Annotated in this window: 11 protein-coding genes; 8 read left to right on the forward strand and 3 right to left on the reverse strand. The window is 74.4% G+C overall.

Going from position 1 to position 17,501, the window contains the following annotated elements:
- Complete coding sequence (locus G6038_RS19310; protein WP_165039404.1) at positions 1-975, reverse strand: AraC family transcriptional regulator; 975 nt, start codon at positions 973-975, stop codon at positions 1-3.
- A 147-nt stretch (positions 976-1,122) separates the two neighbouring features.
- Here G6038_RS19310 and G6038_RS19315 point away from each other — a divergent pair, with 147 nt between their 5' ends.
- The 3 genes from G6038_RS19315 to G6038_RS19325 all read left to right on the forward strand — a co-directional run bounded on the left by G6038_RS19315 (position 1,123) and on the right by G6038_RS19325 (position 3,229).
- Entirely contained in the window at positions 1,123-1,938 is an 816-nt protein-coding gene (locus G6038_RS19315) for an alpha/beta fold hydrolase (protein WP_165039405.1), read from the forward strand.
- Between the two features lie 707 nt (positions 1,939-2,645).
- On the forward strand, positions 2,646-2,897 hold the full coding sequence (locus tag G6038_RS19320; protein WP_165039406.1) for a hypothetical protein: 252 nt from the start codon (positions 2,646-2,648) through the stop codon (positions 2,895-2,897).
- A gap of 101 nt (positions 2,898-2,998) precedes the next feature.
- On the forward strand, positions 2,999-3,229 hold the full coding sequence (locus G6038_RS19325) for a DUF6480 family protein (RefSeq protein ID WP_165039407.1): 231 nt from the start codon (positions 2,999-3,001) through the stop codon (positions 3,227-3,229).
- Between the two features lie 42 nt (positions 3,230-3,271).
- Here G6038_RS19325 and G6038_RS19330 read toward each other — a convergent pair whose 3' ends face one another.
- Entirely contained in the window at positions 3,272-3,679 is a 408-nt protein-coding gene (locus G6038_RS19330; protein ID WP_165039408.1) for a YchJ family protein, read from the reverse strand.
- A 93-nt stretch (positions 3,680-3,772) separates the two neighbouring features.
- Between G6038_RS19330 and G6038_RS19335 the strand changes: the two genes are divergently transcribed.
- From G6038_RS19335 to G6038_RS19345, 3 genes are all read left to right on the forward strand, one after another.
- Complete coding sequence (locus G6038_RS19335; RefSeq protein ID WP_165039409.1) at positions 3,773-4,762, forward strand: magnesium transporter; 990 nt, start codon at positions 3,773-3,775, stop codon at positions 4,760-4,762.
- Positions 4,763-4,868: 106 nt separating this feature from the next.
- On the forward strand, positions 4,869-5,189 hold the full coding sequence (locus G6038_RS19340; RefSeq protein ID WP_165039410.1) for a chorismate mutase: 321 nt from the start codon (positions 4,869-4,871) through the stop codon (positions 5,187-5,189).
- Positions 5,190-5,210: 21 nt separating this feature from the next.
- Complete coding sequence (locus G6038_RS19345; protein ID WP_165039411.1) at positions 5,211-5,831, forward strand: FHA domain-containing protein; 621 nt, start codon at positions 5,211-5,213, stop codon at positions 5,829-5,831.
- Between the two features lie 8 nt (positions 5,832-5,839).
- Here the strand turns inward: G6038_RS19345 and G6038_RS19350 are convergent, their stop codons facing one another.
- A complete protein-coding gene (locus tag G6038_RS19350) occupies positions 5,840-6,742 on the reverse strand; it encodes an alpha/beta hydrolase (protein ID WP_165039412.1) in 903 nt (300 codons plus the stop codon).
- A 106-nt stretch (positions 6,743-6,848) separates the two neighbouring features.
- Between G6038_RS19350 and G6038_RS19355 the strand changes: the two genes are divergently transcribed.
- Positions 6,849-7,340 (forward strand): TIGR00725 family protein, encoded by a 492-nt coding sequence (locus G6038_RS19355; protein ID WP_003938253.1) that lies wholly within the window; start codon positions 6,849-6,851, stop codon positions 7,338-7,340.
- A 134-nt stretch (positions 7,341-7,474) separates the two neighbouring features.
- Positions 7,475-17,501: non-ribosomal peptide synthetase (locus G6038_RS19360; RefSeq protein ID WP_165039413.1), on the forward strand; the 10,027-nt coding region annotated here is incomplete at its 3' end.

A 17,501-nucleotide genomic window follows, 5' to 3' on the forward strand; every position in this document is an offset into this window, starting at 1 on the left:
TCACGGCCCGGCCGCCGGGCCCGGGACGCGCACCGCCCGCGGGGTGGTCCCGAAGCGGGTGCGGAACGCCGTCCCGAACGCGCTGAGCGATCCGAAACCGGAGGCGAACGCGATGTCGCCCACGGCGACCGCGTTCCAGCGCGGGTCCTCGAGGCGGCTGCGGGCGCGGTCCAGCCGCCGGTTGCGGAGCAGCTCGGCGGGCGTCGTGCCGGCCGTCCGCAACGCGGCCTGGAGCTGCCGCAGCGACCAGCTCAGGTCGCGCGCCATCGACGCCGGTGTCAGGTCCGGGTCGTCCGAACGTTCGTCGACGTAGGCCCGGGCGGCCTCGGCCACCGACTCCAGGCCGCCCGGGCGGATTCCGTCGCGCAGGTCGGCCAGGGCGAGGGACACGAGTTCGATCACCCGCGCGCTGATCGCGACGAATGCGGGACCGGACAACGACTTCCGTTCGCGGGCCAGCGCCCGCGTCATCGTCCCCGCCACGGAGGCGACGCCGCGGCGCAGGTCGAGCACGCTCGGCCCGTCGGCGACGGCACGCGCGGGCAGGCACCCTTCCGGCACGGTGAGCACCCACGCCCGGGCCTGCGCGCGATGGACGAGTTCGAAGGGGCGGGCCATCGACACCAGGGCCGCGCGGCCGACCGGCACCGGCAGCGAGACCTCGTCGTGCGCGACGGTGAGGGTGCCGGACTTGGGCACGAACAGGCGCATGCTCCGGTCGTCGTCGGCCCGGACGTGCCGGGCGGTCCGCGCGTAGGTGATCCGATCGGACCAGAACTCGACGAGCTGGTGACCGCCGCAGCGCTGCACGTGCGTGGCGCCGGCGAAGTCGGCCGGCGACCGCTCGCCCGGGCCGGGGAAGGAGTAGTCCAGGGTCCCGTGGTTGAACCGCACATGGTCGGTCCAGAACTCGACGCGGTCGCGCTGCGGCACGCGGCGGGTCGTCGTGAACTGCACCTGGTAGTCCGCTGTCACCGTGATCTCCTCGCCGGCCGTGCGCGGGACGGGCAGTGCTCTGCGCGGATCGACGAGTGCTGCGACCGGACCGCTCCCTACGCTCGTCGGCAGTGTAGTGACGAACGCCACAGCGCGGTGCGGTGGCCCGGATCCAGGAGGTTTCTCATGCAGCGAGCATCGGTCAACGGGACGGAACTCGCCTTCGTCGACGTCGGTCCGCGCGACGGGGTGCCGATCGTGTTCAGCCACTCGCTCTTCTTCGATCACACGATGTTCGACGCGCTCGTGCAGAAGTTCGCGGACGACGGGTACCGGGTGGTCGCCTACGATCATCGCGGACAGGGGCAGAGCGCCCCGGCGGCGCGGGACGAACTGGCGGTCGACGTCCTCGCCGAGGACGCCGCGGCCCTGATCGAGCACCTCGGTCTCGCACCCTGCCACGTCGTCGGGAACTCCCTCGGCGGGTTCGTCGCGCTGCGGCTCGCCGCGCGACGGCCCGAGCTGCTCCGCACGGCCACCGCGCTCGGCTCCTCGGCGGAGGAGGAGTACAAGCTCGACGAATTCGCCCCGCTGGTCGGCCACCTCACCGAGCACGGCACGGCCGACGTCGTCGACACGGTCATGGACATCATGTTCGGTGATTCCAGCCTCGCTCAGGAGAGCCCGATGACGAGCACCTGGCGCGCGGCGATCGCCCGCCTCGAGCCGCGCATCGGGGACGCTGCCCACGGCGTCATCCATCGCGGACGGATCGTCGAGGAGCTGGCCGGCTGCCGCGTGCCGGTCCTCGCCGTCGCCGGCCGTGAGGACCACGCCTACCCGCCGCCGATCTCGTCGGTGAACATCGCCGACGCCGCGGGCGGCCGGCACGTCACGGTCGACGCCGCGGGGCACTCCGTGGCGCTCGAACAGCCCGACGAGGTCGCGAAGCACCTCGCGGAACACTTCGCCACGGTCGAGCGGGACCGATCCGGCGGGTGACGCTGTGCTGCGGCAGCCGGGTGGCGCCGCAGCGCTCGCGCCGCGGGGACCGGCACCGGCACACCGGGGCTGCGGAATCCATGGACTACGGAACGGTAAGAATTACCAAATCAACTCCTCCCGGCGCGGGCGCTTCGCGGCGGCAACGATCCGGGCAGCGGCCGAGGAGTTGTTCGGCGCGGACACGCGGCCGGCCGCGATCCTTCTCGCGCACTTCCACCCCGACCATTCGGGTTCGGCACGTGAGCCGGCTCGCCTGTGGCGGTTGCCGGTCCACGCATCACCACGTGGGACCGGGCCCTCGCGCGAATCGATGTCCCGGATCGCGGGGCTCGCGCCCCGGGTCGTCGCGAGTGGCCGCGGCCGGCCGCTGCACGGCCCCGAAGCCGCCGGGCCGCGGGAATCGCGAGGGTTCCCGGCGGCGGGGCGCCCGAGTGTGTTTCGAATCACATCGCGCCGGATACCCGAGACAGTGGGTCGGGACGTCGAGGCAGGGAAGGAGGAGATCGGTCATGTGGAACTTCCGACCTGAGTTCAACTGGTTCATGCACCTGTTCCGCGACCTCTTCGGCTCGTTGAGCTGAGACGGGGCATCACCGTCCGCGCCCCACCCGGGGGCGGACGGTGACACACGTCGTCTCGACAGCGAAAGGGGACCGCGAACCCGCGAAGACGTTGCCCGACAAGACGTTGCCCGAGAGGACCACATGAGTCACGCCAGTTTCGCGTCCCGGGTCGGTGCCGCTCGCGACAAGTTGTTCGACCTGGCCCGCGAGATCGGCGCGATCGTCGCGGCCGCCGAGGCACTCGACCGGGAGTCCCTACCGCTCGCCGACGAGATCGCGGTGACCGGGCTCGTCGACGCTCTCACCGACGTGAGCGGGCACCTCGACGCGGCGACGGAGCCGTTCGGCGAGGCCGTCTGGTTCTCGCGTCATCTGCCTGGACCGTTCGGCTGACGCTCGCGCCCGAGGATTACTGGGCCGGAAACCGGGTATGTGGTCGAGGTCGAGGCGCTGCTCTCGGCGCCGTCCCCGCACGACCGACACCAGGAGCGCACGTGAGCACCCAGAACCCCGGACCCCAGCCGGAAGACGTCCCCGGCCTTGACGCCGGCGGCGGAGTGCAGCCCGGGGACACGCCGCCCGACGCCGGACAGACCTCCGGCCTGTCGCATCCCCAGCCGAACCCGAGCCGGGTGATGCCCGTCTTCGCCATCCTGCTCATCGCGCTGATCGTGCTCGGAGTGGCGGCGTTCTTCGTGGCGCGCGCGTTCGCCCTCTTCGCCTGAGGACGCCGAACGACCGAGGCCCGGTCGCGTCGCCCGGCAGGGTCAGCCGAGAGCGTCGACGTAGAGCCAGCGGCCGTCCTCGCGGACGAATCGGCTGTGTTCGTGCAGCACGTCCGCGTGACCGCCGAACATGTAGTGGGCGCGGAACTCGACCGTTCCCTCCGTGTGCAGGAACCCGCCGCCGTTCGTGCGCAGCACCTCGAGCCCGGTCCACCGTTGCGGCGGATCGAGGTCCAGCCGCACCGGGCGGGTGCCGGGGTGCCACGTGCGGCGCAGATGCGCCTCGTCGCCCACCGCGAAGGCGGTGTACCGCGAACGCATCAGCTGTTCGGCCGTGGGCGCGTCCCCGCCGGCGAGGAACGGCCCACAGCATTCGCCGTACGGTAGGCCCCGGCCGCACGGGCAGGGTGTGGTGGGGCCGGGCCGGGGGGCATTCTCGCGTGGACTCACCGGCACATTATCGCCACGGGCGGGATCGGGCGGTCGTACCGGTCGTGGCACGATCGAACCTCGGGACGAGCGCGGCCGGAGGAACGGTGGGGCATGGTCGAATCTGCCGACACACATGCACGGGAGCAGGGCAGTCCCGGCACCGCGCTGCGGCACAGCTTCGCGGCCGTCCCGGTCGCCGGGCCGGATGACACGGTCGCCGGGGTGCTCGACCGGATGCGGGAGCACAGCTTCGACAGCGCCGCCGTCGTCGCCGTGCTCGCCGGTGAGTCGCTCGCCGGTCTCGTCACGATCGAACGGCTGCTGGCGGCCCCCGGCACCACCCGGATGAGCGACGTGCTGGACCCGGATCCGCCGGTGGTGCGCCCGGACACCGCGCAGGAACGGGCCGCGTGGAAGGCTGTTCAGCACGGCGAACCGGGCCTCGCCGTCGTGGACGAACGCGGCCGGTTCCGCGGTCTCATCGCGCCCCAGCAGCTGCTCGCCGTGCTGCTGCACGAGCACGACCAGGACATGGCCCGGCTCGGCGGCTTCGTGCACTCGGCGGACGCGGCCCGGGCCTCGAGCGTCGAGGGGGTCCGTCGCCGCCTGTGGCACCGGCTGCCGTGGCTCGTCGTCGGTCTGATCGGGGCCATGGTCTCGGCCCGCCTGATGCAGGTGTTCGAGACCGAACTCGACGCCGACCTCGCCGTCGCCTACTTCGTGCCGGGCATCGTGTACCTGGCGGATGCGGTCGGTACGCAGACCGAGACGCTGGTCATCCGCGGGTTCTCGGTGGGTGTGGGGATCCGGCGGATCGTGCGCCGCGAGGTGCTGACCGGCCTGTCGGTGGGGGCGCTGCTGGGTGCGACCATGCTGCCGGCGGTGCTGCTCATGACGGGGAACCGGGAGCTCGCGGTCGCCGTGGCGTCGGCCGTGCTGGCCGCCAGCACCATCGCGACGACCGTCGCGATGGTCCTGCCGTGGGCGCTGCAGCGGCTGGGCCAGGACCCGGCGTTCGGGTCCGGCCCGCTCGCCACGGTGATCCAGGATCTGCTCTCCATCGTCATCTACTTCGTGGCGGTGACGCTTCTGCTCGGCTGAGGGATGGGGTGAGGGGGTGGGGTGATCCCCACCCCAGGGGTCCTTGGGGGACAAGGTGTTCCCGAGCCACGATGGGGCGACCGACCGCCAACCCCGTGGAGGCCCCGTGACCGCAACGTCGGAGACGTTCACCCCGAACCCCACCGCGCGCACCGGCGCGGCCGAACTGGATCGCGTGTTCGACGAGATCGACCGGGTCGACGCCGAGATCCTTGCCGCGATCCGGCGCCGGACCGGTCTCGTGCACCGCGCCGGCCGGCTCCGCCGCGCCGGTCACGGAACGGTGCCGGTGCACACGCGTCGCGAGATGGCGGTGCTCGCGCGGTTCACCGCGGCGCTGGGGCGGGACGGTTCGGCGCTGGCGACGACGCTGCTGCGATTGGGGCGCGGCCCCCTTGCCGACGCTGCAACCTACGGGCAGGATTGAGTCCGCGCCCTGGAGGTTGTGATGAGCGTCGTCACCGAATCGCGTCTGTCGTACGTCGACAAGCAGGGGCGGCAGCATCGGTTCGAGCTGTCGCCGGAGTCGCCGCGCGTCACCATCGGCCGTGCCCCGAGCTCGGACGTGGCGTTCACCGGTGACAACGAGGTCTCGCGTCTGCACGCCGTCGTGGAGTGGATCGGCACCCACTGGACCATCCTCGACGACGGACTCTCCCGCAACGGCACCTTCCTCAACGGGGAACGCATCACCGGACGCCGGCGACTGCGGGAGGGCGACAGCATCCGGGTCGGCTCGATCCGCCTGACCTTCCAGGAGATCGGCGCCGGACCGGACGAGGCGACCCGCGTCGCGTCGGAGCTGCCGACGGTGCGTTCGCTCACGGAGACGCAACGCGGAATCCTGCTCGCGCTGTGCCGGCCCTACAAGCACGGCGCCGCGTTCGCCACCCCCGCCTCCAACCAGGACATCGCCACCGAGCTGTTCCTCAGCGTCGACGCGGTCAAGACGCACCTGCGGGCGCTGTTCGCGAAGTTCGGTGTCGAGGATCTGCCGCAGAACCAGAAGCGGGTCCGGCTCGCCGAACTCGCACTGCACAGCGGCGTCATCACCGAACGCGACCTCTGAACTGCGGCTCACCCCACCCGCTGCAGCAACCGGGCGAGGGCCCGCGCGACCTCCGCGGGGCGGTCGGCGATCACCGAGTGCCCGGCGCCGTCGACCCGGACCAACTCGGCGTGCGGCAGGCGCGCCGCGAGACCGGCGGACAGCTCGAACGGGGTCCACTCGTCCGCCGACCCGCACAGCACGAGCGCGGGGACCGCGGCGAGCACCGCCAACGCGGCGGACTCGTCGAGCACGGCGAACGATCGCAGGAACGCCGCCATCGTCACCACCGGCGTGTCGTTCGCGAGCACCGCCAGCAGGGCCGCCCACCGGGAGCCGGGAGCGCGTCGCTGTGCCCCCCGCCTCAGCGGCCGCACCGCCCGTCCACCCAGGTGCAGCGCGCGCTGCACGGCGCCGGGCGCGTGCTGCACCGCGCGGTGGAACAACTCGACCGCGGGACTCTCGAGGTACCGCCCGAGCCCCGAGCGGCCGAGATCACCGGCGGCGGTGCCGATCAGGCAGATCCCGGCGACGCGGGTGCCGATCTCGTGCGGATGTTGACGGGCGTAGGACAGGATCGTCATGCCGCCCATCGAGTGGCCGACCAGCACCACCGGACCGGCGGAGACCGCGCGCAGCACCGCCGCGAGATCGCGCCCGAGCTGCTCGACGGTGTACGTCTCCGGCCCGGCGGTGCCGGACGCGCCGTGACCGCGGTGGTCGAAGAACACCATCCGCAGCGTCGCTCCGCGGCGCCGGAGCAACGAATCCCGTAGAGGCGCCCAGGTTTCCGTGCGGCCGCAGTGCCCGTGGACGAACACGGCGGTGAGGGGTGCGCCGGCCGCGCCGATCTCGTGGACCGCGAGCGGCACGCCGTCGTCGGCGATCACCGTGTGGCGGCGTACGAGACGCTCGGTGCGGAGGGTGGACATGCGGACAAGGATCCGCCGGGTTCCGGTGCCGCGCGAGCAGCCCCGGTGGTGGTGGATTTCACCTCAGGGGGCCACTTCTGCACCCTGGGTGGTGGACAATCGCGTCATGGATGCGCAGCGGTATGTCGGCGTGGTCGGGCCCGCGGAGGCCACGGCCGAACAACGCCGGATCGCCCGTCAGGTCGGCGGGCTGCTCGCGGCGCGGCGCGCCGTCGTCGTGACCGGGGGACTGGGCGGGGTGATGGCCGCGGCATCGCGCGGCGCCGCGGAGGCCGGCGGCACCACCCTCGGCCTGCTGCCCGGCGACGACCGCGCGGAGGCCAACCCGTACCTGACCGTGTCGATCCCGACCGGTCTCGGCGAGATGCGCAACGCCCTGCTGGTACGCACCTGCGAGGCGCTGATCGCGGTCGGCGGCAGCTGGGGCACACTCAGCGAGATCGCGCTCGCCGTCCGCACCGGGGTCCCGGTGATCTCGATCGGGGGGTGGCCGCTGCCCGCCGCCGGGGTGCTCGCCGTGACCTCCGCCGGGGACGCCGTCGAAGCCATCCACGACCTGTTGTGGCGGCGCGACCCCACCGCGGGCTGGACCGGCTGAGGAGTTCTCGCACCCGAGGGTGATTCTCGACCACCCCTGCGGGTGCCGCGCCCACCGCTGGGGTCGGTATCGACATCGAGGTCTGCGGACGACCGTGGAAGAAACACAGTCCACCGGTCGTCAGGAGTACCCCCGTGTTGCACGAAAGCCCGGTCGTCCACGAACATCTCGGTGCCCCGCAGCCCGCCGGCGCGTTCCCGCTCTCGGCGGCCCAGCGCGGGATCTGGTTCGCACAGCACCTGGCCGGCGCCACGCCCGTCAACATCGCCCAGTACGTCGACATCGCCGGGGACCTCGACATCGACGCCCTCGAAGGTGCCGCCCGTGCCGTCGGGCGCGAGTTCGGCACCGGCTTCCTGCGCGTCGTCGAGGAGGACGGCCACCCGTTCCAGACCGTCGTGCACACCGGCGAGCGCCTGACGGTGGTCGACCTGCGGTCCGAGGCCGATCCCGTGGCGGCGGCGCGCGCATGGATGGAGCGCGACTACACCGCCCCGGTCGACATGTGCACCGACCGGCTCGCCGTCACCGCCGTGCTCCGCATCGCCGAGGACCGCTGGTTCTGGTACGCCCGGATCCACCACATCGCCCTCGACGGCGTCGGCGCGATGACCCTCGTCGCGCGCACCGCCGAGCTCTACACCGCCACCGTCACCGGAACCGCGGTGCACACGCCGCGCACCGCGGCGCTGCCCGACATCGTCGCCGAGGACGAGACCTACCGCCGCTCCCCCCGGTTCGAGACCGACCGTGCGTACTGGACCGAGCACCTGGCCGGGCTGAGCGATCCCGTGTCGCTGGCCGGCCGGGCCGCCCCCGCCGACGCGCACCCGCTGCTGGTCGGCGCGGAACTGCCCGCCGACACCGAGCAGGCCCTGCGCGACGCCGCGGCCCGGCGCGGGTCGAGCCTCGCACCGTACGTGGTCGCCGCGTTCGGCACCTACCTCGCCCGGATGACCGGCCACGACGAGGTGATGCTCAGCCTGCCCGTCTCGGCCCGCACCACCGCCACGCTGCGCCGCTCCGGGGGCATGCTCGCCAACGTGGTGCCGCTGCGGTTGCGCACCGACGCCGCCACCGTCGCCTCCGTGATCGCCGCGGCGGAACTCGAGCTGACCGGGGCACTGCGCCGCCAGCGGTACCGGCAGGAGGACATCGCCCGCGACCTCGGTCTCACCGGGGACCACGCCGCCGGCTTCGGCCCGTCGGTCAACCTCATGCTGTTCGACCACCGGGTCCGGCTCGGCGCGCTCACCGGGCGGGTCCACGTGCTCACCTCCGGGCTCATCGAGGACCTGTTCGTCAACCTTTATCCGGGCGGTCACAGCACGCACCTCGACTTCCAGGCCAACCCCAACCTGTACGACCGGGACGAGCTCGCCGCGCACCACCGGCGATTCCTCGCGTTCCTGCACCGTTTCGCCACCGCCGCACCCGACCGGCGTCTCGCCGACCTGGACCTGCTCGGCGACGACGAGCGCGCCGCCCTCGTCCCGGCCCGCGGCGCCGACCCGGTGCCGGCCCGCACCCTCGCCGACCTGCTCACCGCCGGGGCGGCCCTCGACCCCGGCGCCGTCGCGGTGATCGACGGTCCGCGCACCGTCACCTACTCCGACCTGGACACCGCCACCGACCGGCTCGCCCGGCTGCTGCTCGCGCGCGGCGCCGGCCCGGAGACCACCGTGGCGCTGGCGCTGTCGCGGTCCGTCGAATCGGTGCAGGCCGTGTGGGCCGTCGCCAAGACGGGAGCCGCGTTCGTGCCCGTCGATCCCGGTCATCCCCGCGCCCGGCTCGAGCACGTCCTGCGCGACAGCGGCGCCCGCATCGGCCTGACCGTCGCCGCGCACCGGGACGGACTGCCCGACGACACCGACTGGATCGCCATGGACGACCCCGCGACCGTCGCCGCGGTCACGGCGACGGACGCCGGCCCGCTCACCGACGCGGACCGGGGAATCCCGCTGCGGCCCGAGCACGCCGCCTACGTCGTCTACACCTCCGGGTCCACCGGCACCCCCAAGGGGGTCGTCGTCACCCATGCCGGCCTCGCGAACCTCGCCGACGACGCCCGCGCGCGTCTGGTCGTCGCCGCCGACTCGCGCGCCACCCACCTGTACTCGCCGGCGTTCGACTCCTCGATCGAGGAGCTGCTGGTGACCTTCACCGCCGGCGCCACCCTGGTGGTGGTACCGCCGCAGGCCTACGGCGGCACCGAACTCGCCGAGGTGCTCCGCGCCGGACGAGTCACCCACCTCGACGCGACCCCGGCCGTGCTCGCCACCCTCGACCCCGACGAGCACGCCGAGATCGGCACGGTCGTCGTCGGCGGCGACGCCTGCCCGCCCGACCTGGCCGATCGGTGGTCGGTGGGCCGGACGTTCCTCAACGCGTACGGACCCACCGAGGCCACCGTCACCGCCACCTTCGCGGCCCCGCACCACCGTGGCGACCCGGTCGCCGTCGGCACCCCGATCCGCGGCATGCGTGCCCTCGTCCTGGACCGCCGGCTGCAGCCCGTGCCGGCCGGGGTGACCGGCGAGTTGTACCTGGCCGGCGCCGGGATCGCGCGCGGCTACCTCGGCCGCCCCGATCTGACCGCCGCCCGCTTCGTCGCCGACCCGTACGCGCCCGGAGAACGCATGTACCGCACCGGCGACCTGGTCCGCTGGCGCGGTGCGTCCTTCGGGCTGCCGGAGGGACCCGAAGGACACACCGGCGGCGCAGCCGTCGCGCTCGAGTTCGCCGGCCGCACCGACCACCAGGTCAAGATCCGCGGGTTCCGCGTCGAACTCGGCGAGGTCGACGCCGCGCTGCTCCGGCACCACACCGTTGCCCGGGCCGTCACCGTCGGCGCCACCACGCCCGCCGGCGCGACCGTCCTCGCCGCCTATGTCGTCGCGCACCCCGGCGCCACCGTCGACGTCGACGCCCTGCGCGGCGAACTCGCCGACACCCTGCCCGCCTACCTCGTGCCCGCGGCGCTCACCGTGCTGCCCGAACTGCCGCTCACCCCTGTCGGCAAGATCGACCGCGCCGCGTTGCCCGCCCCGGACTTCGGGACCCCCGCCGTCGGCCGCGCCCCCGAGGGTGCGCGCGAGGAACTGATCGCCGCCCTGTTCACCCAGGTGCTCGGCGTGGAACGCGTCGGCGCCGACGACAGCTTCTTCGCCCTCGGCGGCGACAGCATCGTCGCGATCACCCTCGTCTCCCGCGCCCGGGCCGCCGGACTGCGGTTCACCGCGCGTGACGTCTTCGAACGCCGCACCGTCGCCGCCCTCGCCGCCGTCGCGGTGGCGGACACCGGGGCCGGCGTCGCCCTTGCCGAACTCCCCGGCGGCGGCACCGGTCCGGTCGACACCACGCCGATCGTCGCCGAACTGCTGGCCGGCGGCGGGCCCGTCGACCGGTACGGGCAGGCCGTGCTGATCCGGCTGCCCGAGCATACCGACCCGGCGCACCTGGCCGGGGCCGTGCAGGCGCTGCTCGATCGGCACGACGCGCTGCGGATGCGGCTGACCGCTCCCCGCACGCTCGAGGTGCTCCCCGTCGGCGCGGTCGCGTCCGACGCGGTGCTGCGCCGCGCCGCCGTCGACGAGCCACGCGGCGCCGCCGAGGCCGCGCTGGAGGCCGCGGCGGACCGACTCGATCCGGCCGCCGGGATCGTTGCGCAGTTCGAGTGGCTGGCCTCGCCCGACGGCCGCGACGACCTGCTCGTGGCCGTCGTCCACCACCTCGCCGTGGACGCAGTCTCCTGGCGCATCCTGCTGCCCGACCTCGCCGCCGCCTACATCGCCATCGCCGGCGGTGCGGCGCCCGCCCTCGCCCCGGTCGGCACGTCGCTGCGCCGGTGGGCGCACGGCCTGACCGAGGCCGACCGCAGCGACGAACTGCCGTTGTGGGAGCGGATTCTCGCGACGCCCGACCCGGCACTGGGGGAGCGGCCGTTCGATCCGGCGCGCGACATCGTCGCCACCTCCGCCCGGCTGCGCGTGCACGTGCCTGCCGAGGTCACCGACGCCGTGCTGACCGCCGTGCCCCAGCGCTTCCACTGCGGCACCGCCGAGGCGTTGCTCGCCGCGCTCGGCCTGGCGGCCGAGCGGTGGCGCCGCAACCGCGGCCGCACCGCCCCCGCGACGCTCGTCGGCGTCGAGGGCCACGGCCGCGAGGAGGCGGCGGTCCCCGGCGCCGACCTGTCCCGCACCGTCGGATGGTTCACCACCGTGCACCCCCTCGATGTGGACCTGACCGGGATCGACGTCGACGACGCCTTCGGTGGCGGTGCCGCGGCGGGCGCGGCGATCCGTTCGGTCAAGGAACGGCTCGCCGCCGTTCCCGACCACGGCATCGGCTACGGCCTGCTCCGGTACGTCGCCGGCGTCCTGCCCGCGCATCCGGCACCGCAGATCGCGTTCAACTTCCTCGGTCGCATCGACACCACCGTCGAGGGACCGTGGCTGCCGCTCGGCACCGCCGCCACCCGCGAACCGCAGATGCCGCTGCCCGCGGTGCTCGACATCGACGCGACCGTCGAGGCCGACGGCCTCGCCGCCACCTTCACCTACGCGACCGGCCTGCTCGACGCGGACGCCGTCGACGAGTTCGCGCAGCTGTGGGTGGCCGCGCTCGCCGCGCTCGCCTGGCACGTCGGCGACCCGGCCGCCGGCGGTCACAGCCCCTCCGACTTCCCGCTGGTCGCCGTCGACCAGGACCGGATCGACGAGTGGGAGCGCGAACGCGGAGGCCTGGCCGACGTGTGGCCGCTGTCCCCGCTGCAGGCCGGGCTGCTGTTCCACACCGGGTACGCCGCCACCGACGCCCCCGACGACTACACCGTGCAGACCGTGCTCGAACTCGCCGGCACCGTGGACGCCGCCCGGCTGCGCGCCGCGGTGCAGTCCGTGGTCGACCGGCACGACAGCCTGCGGGCCGCGTTCCGCGACACGGCCGCCGGCCCGCTCCAGGTGGTGCTCCGCACGGCCGACGTGGCCTGGCGGGAAACCGATCTGCGCGGTCGCGCCGACACCGACGGCGAGCTGGCGCGCATCCTCGACGCGGACCGCGCCGAGCGGTTCGACCTCGCCGCCGCGCCGCTGCTGCGCGTCCACCTGGTCCGCACCGCCGCCGACCGGTACCGGCTGCTGCTGACGAACCACCACCTCGTCCTCGACGGCTGGTCCACCCCGCTGCTCGTCGCCGAACTGCTCACCGCCTACGCGGCGGGCGCGGCGATGCCCGGACCGGCGCCGTCGTTCCGGGACCACCTGGCCTGGCTCGCCGGCCGGGACCTCGTCGCCGCACGGACCGCATGGGCCCACGCCCTGGACGGCATCGACGCCCCCACCCTCGTCGCCCCGCACGACGATCCCGCCGACACCGGCGGGGCCGCCCACACCGTCGCGCTGAGCGACGACACCGCCGCCGCCCTCGTCGCTGCCACCCGCGCCCACGACGTCACCCTCGCCACCGTCGTGCAGGCGGCGTGGGCGCTCACCCTGGCCGAGATCACCGGGCGCACCGACGTGGTGTTCGGCTCCACCGTCTCCGGCCGCCCGGCCGAACTGCCCGGCGTGGACGCCGTGCTCGGCCTGTTCGTCAACACCGTGCCGGTGCGGGTGCGCCTGCAGCCCACCGACACCGGCGCCGACCTGCTGCGCCGCCTCCAGGCCGAACAGGCGGCGCTCCTCGAGCACCAGCACCTCGGCCTCGCCGAGATCCACCGGGCGGCCGGCGTCACCGAACTGTTCGACACCCTCGCCGTCGTCGAGTCCTACCCGCTCGACCGCGACGCCCTGTCCGCGACCGCCGACGGCGCCGGGATGCGGGTCCTCGGTGTCACCGGCGCCGAAGCCACCCCGTACCCCGTGAGCCTGATCGTCGAGCCGGGTGCCCGGCCGGAGCTGAGCGTGCGCTACCGCCCCGCCGCGGTCGGTGACGCCGTCGCGCGCCGCATCCTCGAGCGGTGCGCGGAGCTGCTCGGTGCGCTCGCCCGGACCCCGGACCGCCGCATCGCCGCGCTCGGCGCCCCCGGTGTCGACGCCCCGTTCGTCCCGGCCCGCGACCGGGCCGTCACCCTCGCCGACATCCTCACCGGCACCGCCACCCGTCACCCGGACACGGTCGCCGTCGTCGCCGGCCCCGCCGAGCTCACCTACCGCGAACTCGACGACCGGGCCACCGCCCTGGCGGGGCTGCTCGCCGCGCACGGTGCCGGACCCGGCACGCTGGTCGCGCTCGCGCTCACCCGCTCGCTCGAATCGGTCCTCGCCGTGTGGGCGGTGGCGAAGACCGGCGCCGCGTTCGTCCCCGTCGACCCGCGCCACCCGCTGGACCGGATCGAGCACATGCTCACCGATTCCGGCGCCCGCCTCGGCGTCACCGTCACCGCCCACCGCGACCGGCTGCCCGGCTCGGCGACGACGTGGCTGGTGCTCGACGATCCCGCGACCGCCCGCCACACCCCGGCCGCCCCCGCGGTGCCGTCGTCGGCCCGGCTCGACGACCCGGCCTACCTGATCTACACCTCCGGCTCGACCGGGACGCCGAAGGCCGTCACGGTCACCCACCGGGGTCTCGGCAACCTGGTCGACGCACTGCTCGCCGTGCTGGAGCCGACCCCGTCGGCGCGGGTCGCGCACGTGGCGTCACCGAGCTTCGACGCGTCCGTGTTCGAACAGCTCGCCGCGTTCGCCGCCGGTGCCCGGCTCGTCGTCGTGCCCCCGACGGTCGTCGGCGGCGACGAACTGACCGACCGGCTCGCCGACGCGGGCGTCACCCACCTCATCCTCACCCCCGCGGTGCTGGCGACCCTCGACCCGGCCGCCGCGCCCACCGTGCGGGTGGTCGGTGTCTGCGGTGAGGCCGTCCCCACCGACCTGGTGCGCCGATGGGCGCCCGGCCGCACGATGTTCAACCTCTACGGCCCCACCGAGGCCACCATCTGGGCCACCGTCGCCCCCCTCACCGTCGACGCGCCCGTCACCCTCGGCGCCGGTGTGCCCGGCACCGAAACCGAAGTCCTCGACGGCTGGCTGCGGCCGGTGCCGCTCGGCACGGCCGGTGAGCTGTACCTGGCCGGACCTGCGCTGGCGCGCGGGTACCACGGCCGTCCGCAGCTGACCGCGACCCGGTTCGTGGCGCATCCCGGACGGCCCGGGGAGCGCATGTACCGCACCGGCGACCTCGTGCGCTGGACCCGCGACGCCGACGGCGGTCCGGTACTGGAATACCTGGGCCGCACCGACTTCCAGGTCAAGGTGCGCGGCATCCGCGTCGAGCTCGGGGAGGTCGACGCGGCCCTCGCCGCCGTCGCCGACGTGGACTTCGCGGCCACGCTCGGCCGTCCCGGTCCCACCGGCTCGGCCGTCCTCGTCTCCTATGTGCGGCCCGTGCCGGGCCGCGGGCTGGACCCGGACCGGCTGCGGGACCGGCTCGCCGAACAGCTGCCCGCCCATCTCGTGCCCGCCGCGGTCGTCGTCCTCGACGAGGTGCCGTTGACCCCGGTCGGCAAGCTGGACCGGACGGCGCTGCCGGAGCCGGACTTCGGCCGCAGCCGGCGCCCGGCCCGCGCGCCGCGCGGACCGGTCGAGACCGCCGCCGCCGCGGCCTTCGCCGACGTCCTCGGCCTGGACGGGCTCGGCGCGGACGACTCGTTCTTCGACCTGGGCGGCAACTCCCTCGACGCGACCCGGGTGATCGCCCGCATCAACGCCACCGCCGGCACCGCCCTGGCGGTGCGCGACCTGTTCGAGGCGCCCACCCCCGCGGCGCTGGCCGCCCGTGCCGCGGGCCGCTCCGGTGCCGTCGTCGCGCTCGGGCGACGGGAGCGGCCGGCCCGTCTGCCCCTCGGCCCGGCGCAGCACCGGATGTGGGTGCTCAACCAGCTCGACCCCGCGTCCGGCGTCTACAACATCCCGGTGGCGCTGCGCCTGCGCGGCCGGCTCGACATCGCCCCGCTCGCCGCCGCCTTCGGCGACCTGATCGCCCGGCACGAGAGCCTGCGTACCGTGTTCCCCACCGACGCGGAAGGTCCCCGCCAGGTGATCGTCGACGCGACGCCCACCGGTCCGGACGTCGTCGACGTCCCCGCGGACGCCGTGCATGCTGCTGTGGTGGGCTTCGCCGGCGCCGGCTTCGACCTGACCGTGGACCTGCCGGTGCGGGCCCGGGTGCTGCGCCTGGGTGCGCAGGAGCACGTGCTGGTGTTGGTGTTGCACCACATCGCCGCGGACGGGGTGTCGGTGGCGCCGCTGGCCCGGGACCTGATCGCCGCGTACGCCGCGCGCACCGTGGGGGCGGCCCCGGCGTGGGCGCCGCTGCCGGTGCAGTACGCCGACTACACGCTGTGGCAGCGCGAGGTGCTCGGCGAGCCCGACGACCCCGACTCGACCACCGCCCGGCAACTGGATTTCTGGACCCGCACCCTGGCCGGCCTGCCGGATCGGATCGTCCTGTCCACCGACCGGCCCGGACCCGCGGTGCAGTCCGGCGCGAGCGCCGACGTCGCCTTCACCGTGGACGCCGGCGTCCACGCCGCGCTGCGTCGCCTCGCCCGCGCCGAGAACGCCACCGTGTTCATGACCCTGCACGCCGCGCTCGTCGCGCTGCTGTCCCGCCTCGGCGCCGGCGACGACATCGCGGTGGGCACCGCGGTGGCCGGCCGCGGCGCCGCCGAACTCGACGACCTGGTCGGGATGTTCGTCAACACCGTGGTCCTGCGCACCCCGGTGCGCCCGGACGTCGCCTTCGCCGACCTGGTGGCGCAGGTGCGCGAGGCCGACCTGGCCGCCTTCGCCCACGCCGACCTGCCGTTCGACCAGGTGGTCGAGGCGGTGCGCCCGGCCCGGTCCACCGCGCACCACCCGCTGTTCCAGGTCTCCCTCGCGCTGGCCGACTTCGCGGCACCCACCCTCGAGATCGACGGGCTCGAGATCGCCGTCGAGGACGTCGAGCGGGACTCCTCGCAGTTCGATCTCGGGCTCGAGCTGCGCGAACACACCGGCGACGACGGCCGGCCCGCCGGCCTGGACGCCACCCTCACCTACGCCACCGACCTGTTCGACGACGTCACCGCGCACACGATCGCCGCGCGGTTCGTGCGGCTCCTCACCGCCGTCACCACCGACCCGGCCGTTCCCGTCGGGGACGTGGAGCTGCTCGACGCCGCCGAGTCCGCCGCGCTGCACGCCACCGCCGGTCCGGCCGGTGTCGGGCCGTGGCTGCTGCCCACGCTGCTCGGGGCCGCCGCCGCGGCGCACCCCCAGCGCCCGGCCGTGCGTGTCGACGGCACCACCTGGACCTACCGGGAACTCGACGCCGCCGCCGGCCGGCTCGCCCGCCTGCTCGTCGCCGCCGGGGTGGGCCCGGACGTGCGCGTGGCCCTCGCACTACCCCGCTCGGCGGAGTCGGTGCTCGCCGTGTGGGCGGTCGCCAAGGCCGGCGGCGCCTTCGTGCCCGTCGACCCCGCGTATCCGGCCGAGCGCATCGCGCACATGCTCGACGACTGTGGTGCCACGCTCGGGCTGACCACGACCGCGCACCGGGCCGCGCTGCCCGGCGCGCTCACCTGGCTGGAACTCGACGACCCGGCGCTGCGGGCCGCATCCGCCGCCGAATCCGCCGCTCCGTTGACCGACGCGGACCGGACCCGGCCGCTGCATCCCGACCACGCCGCCTACCTGATCTACACCTCCGGCTCGACCGGCACCCCGAAGGCCGTCACGGTCACCCACCGTGGGTTGGCGAACATCGTTCGCGCCCAGGATGATTCACTCGCGGTCGGACCGGACGCGCGGGTCCTCGGCTTCGCCTCGCCGAGCTTCGACGCGGCGATCTTCGAACAACTCGCCGCCTTCGGCTCCGGGGGCTGCCTGGTGTCGGTTCCGGCCGGCGTCGTCGGCGGCGCGGAACTCGCCACGCTGCTCGATGCCGAGCAGGTGACGCACATCGTCCTCACGCCGTCGGTGCTCTCGACGCTGGAGCCGGCGGCATTGACGTCGGTCGAGGTGCTGGCAGTGGCCGGGGAGGCGGTCGGAACGGAGCTGGTGGACCGGTTCGCCGGGGGCCGGACGATGCTGAACCTGTACGGGCCGACGGAGGCCACGATCTGGGCGACGGCCTCGGCGGCACTGACGCCGGGACGGGCGGTGACGATCGGCTCGGCCG

The organism is Rhodococcus sp. 14C212, from assembly GCF_011058195.1.
Lineage (GTDB): Bacteria > Actinomycetota > Actinomycetes > Mycobacteriales > Mycobacteriaceae > Rhodococcus > Rhodococcus aetherivorans.

What these genes read in the sequence shown, in the direction of transcription:
- G6038_RS19315 (WP_165039405.1), top strand. Translation starts at nt 1,123, where the DNA reads ATGCAGCGAGCATCGGTCAACGGGACGGAACTCGCCTTCGTCGACGTC.
- G6038_RS19320 (WP_165039406.1), top strand. Translation starts at nt 2,646, where the DNA reads ATGAGTCACGCCAGTTTCGCGTCCCGGGTCGGTGCCGCTCGCGACAAG.
- G6038_RS19335 (WP_165039409.1), top strand. Translation starts at nt 3,773, where the DNA reads ATGGTCGAATCTGCCGACACACATGCACGGGAGCAGGGCAGTCCCGGC.
- G6038_RS19345 (WP_165039411.1), top strand. Translation starts at nt 5,211, where the DNA reads ATGAGCGTCGTCACCGAATCGCGTCTGTCGTACGTCGACAAGCAGGGG.
- G6038_RS19350 (WP_165039412.1), bottom strand. Translation starts at nt 6,742, where the DNA reads ATGTCCACCCTCCGCACCGAGCGTCTCGTACGCCGCCACACGGTGATC.
- G6038_RS19355 (WP_003938253.1), top strand. Translation starts at nt 6,849, where the DNA reads ATGGATGCGCAGCGGTATGTCGGCGTGGTCGGGCCCGCGGAGGCCACG.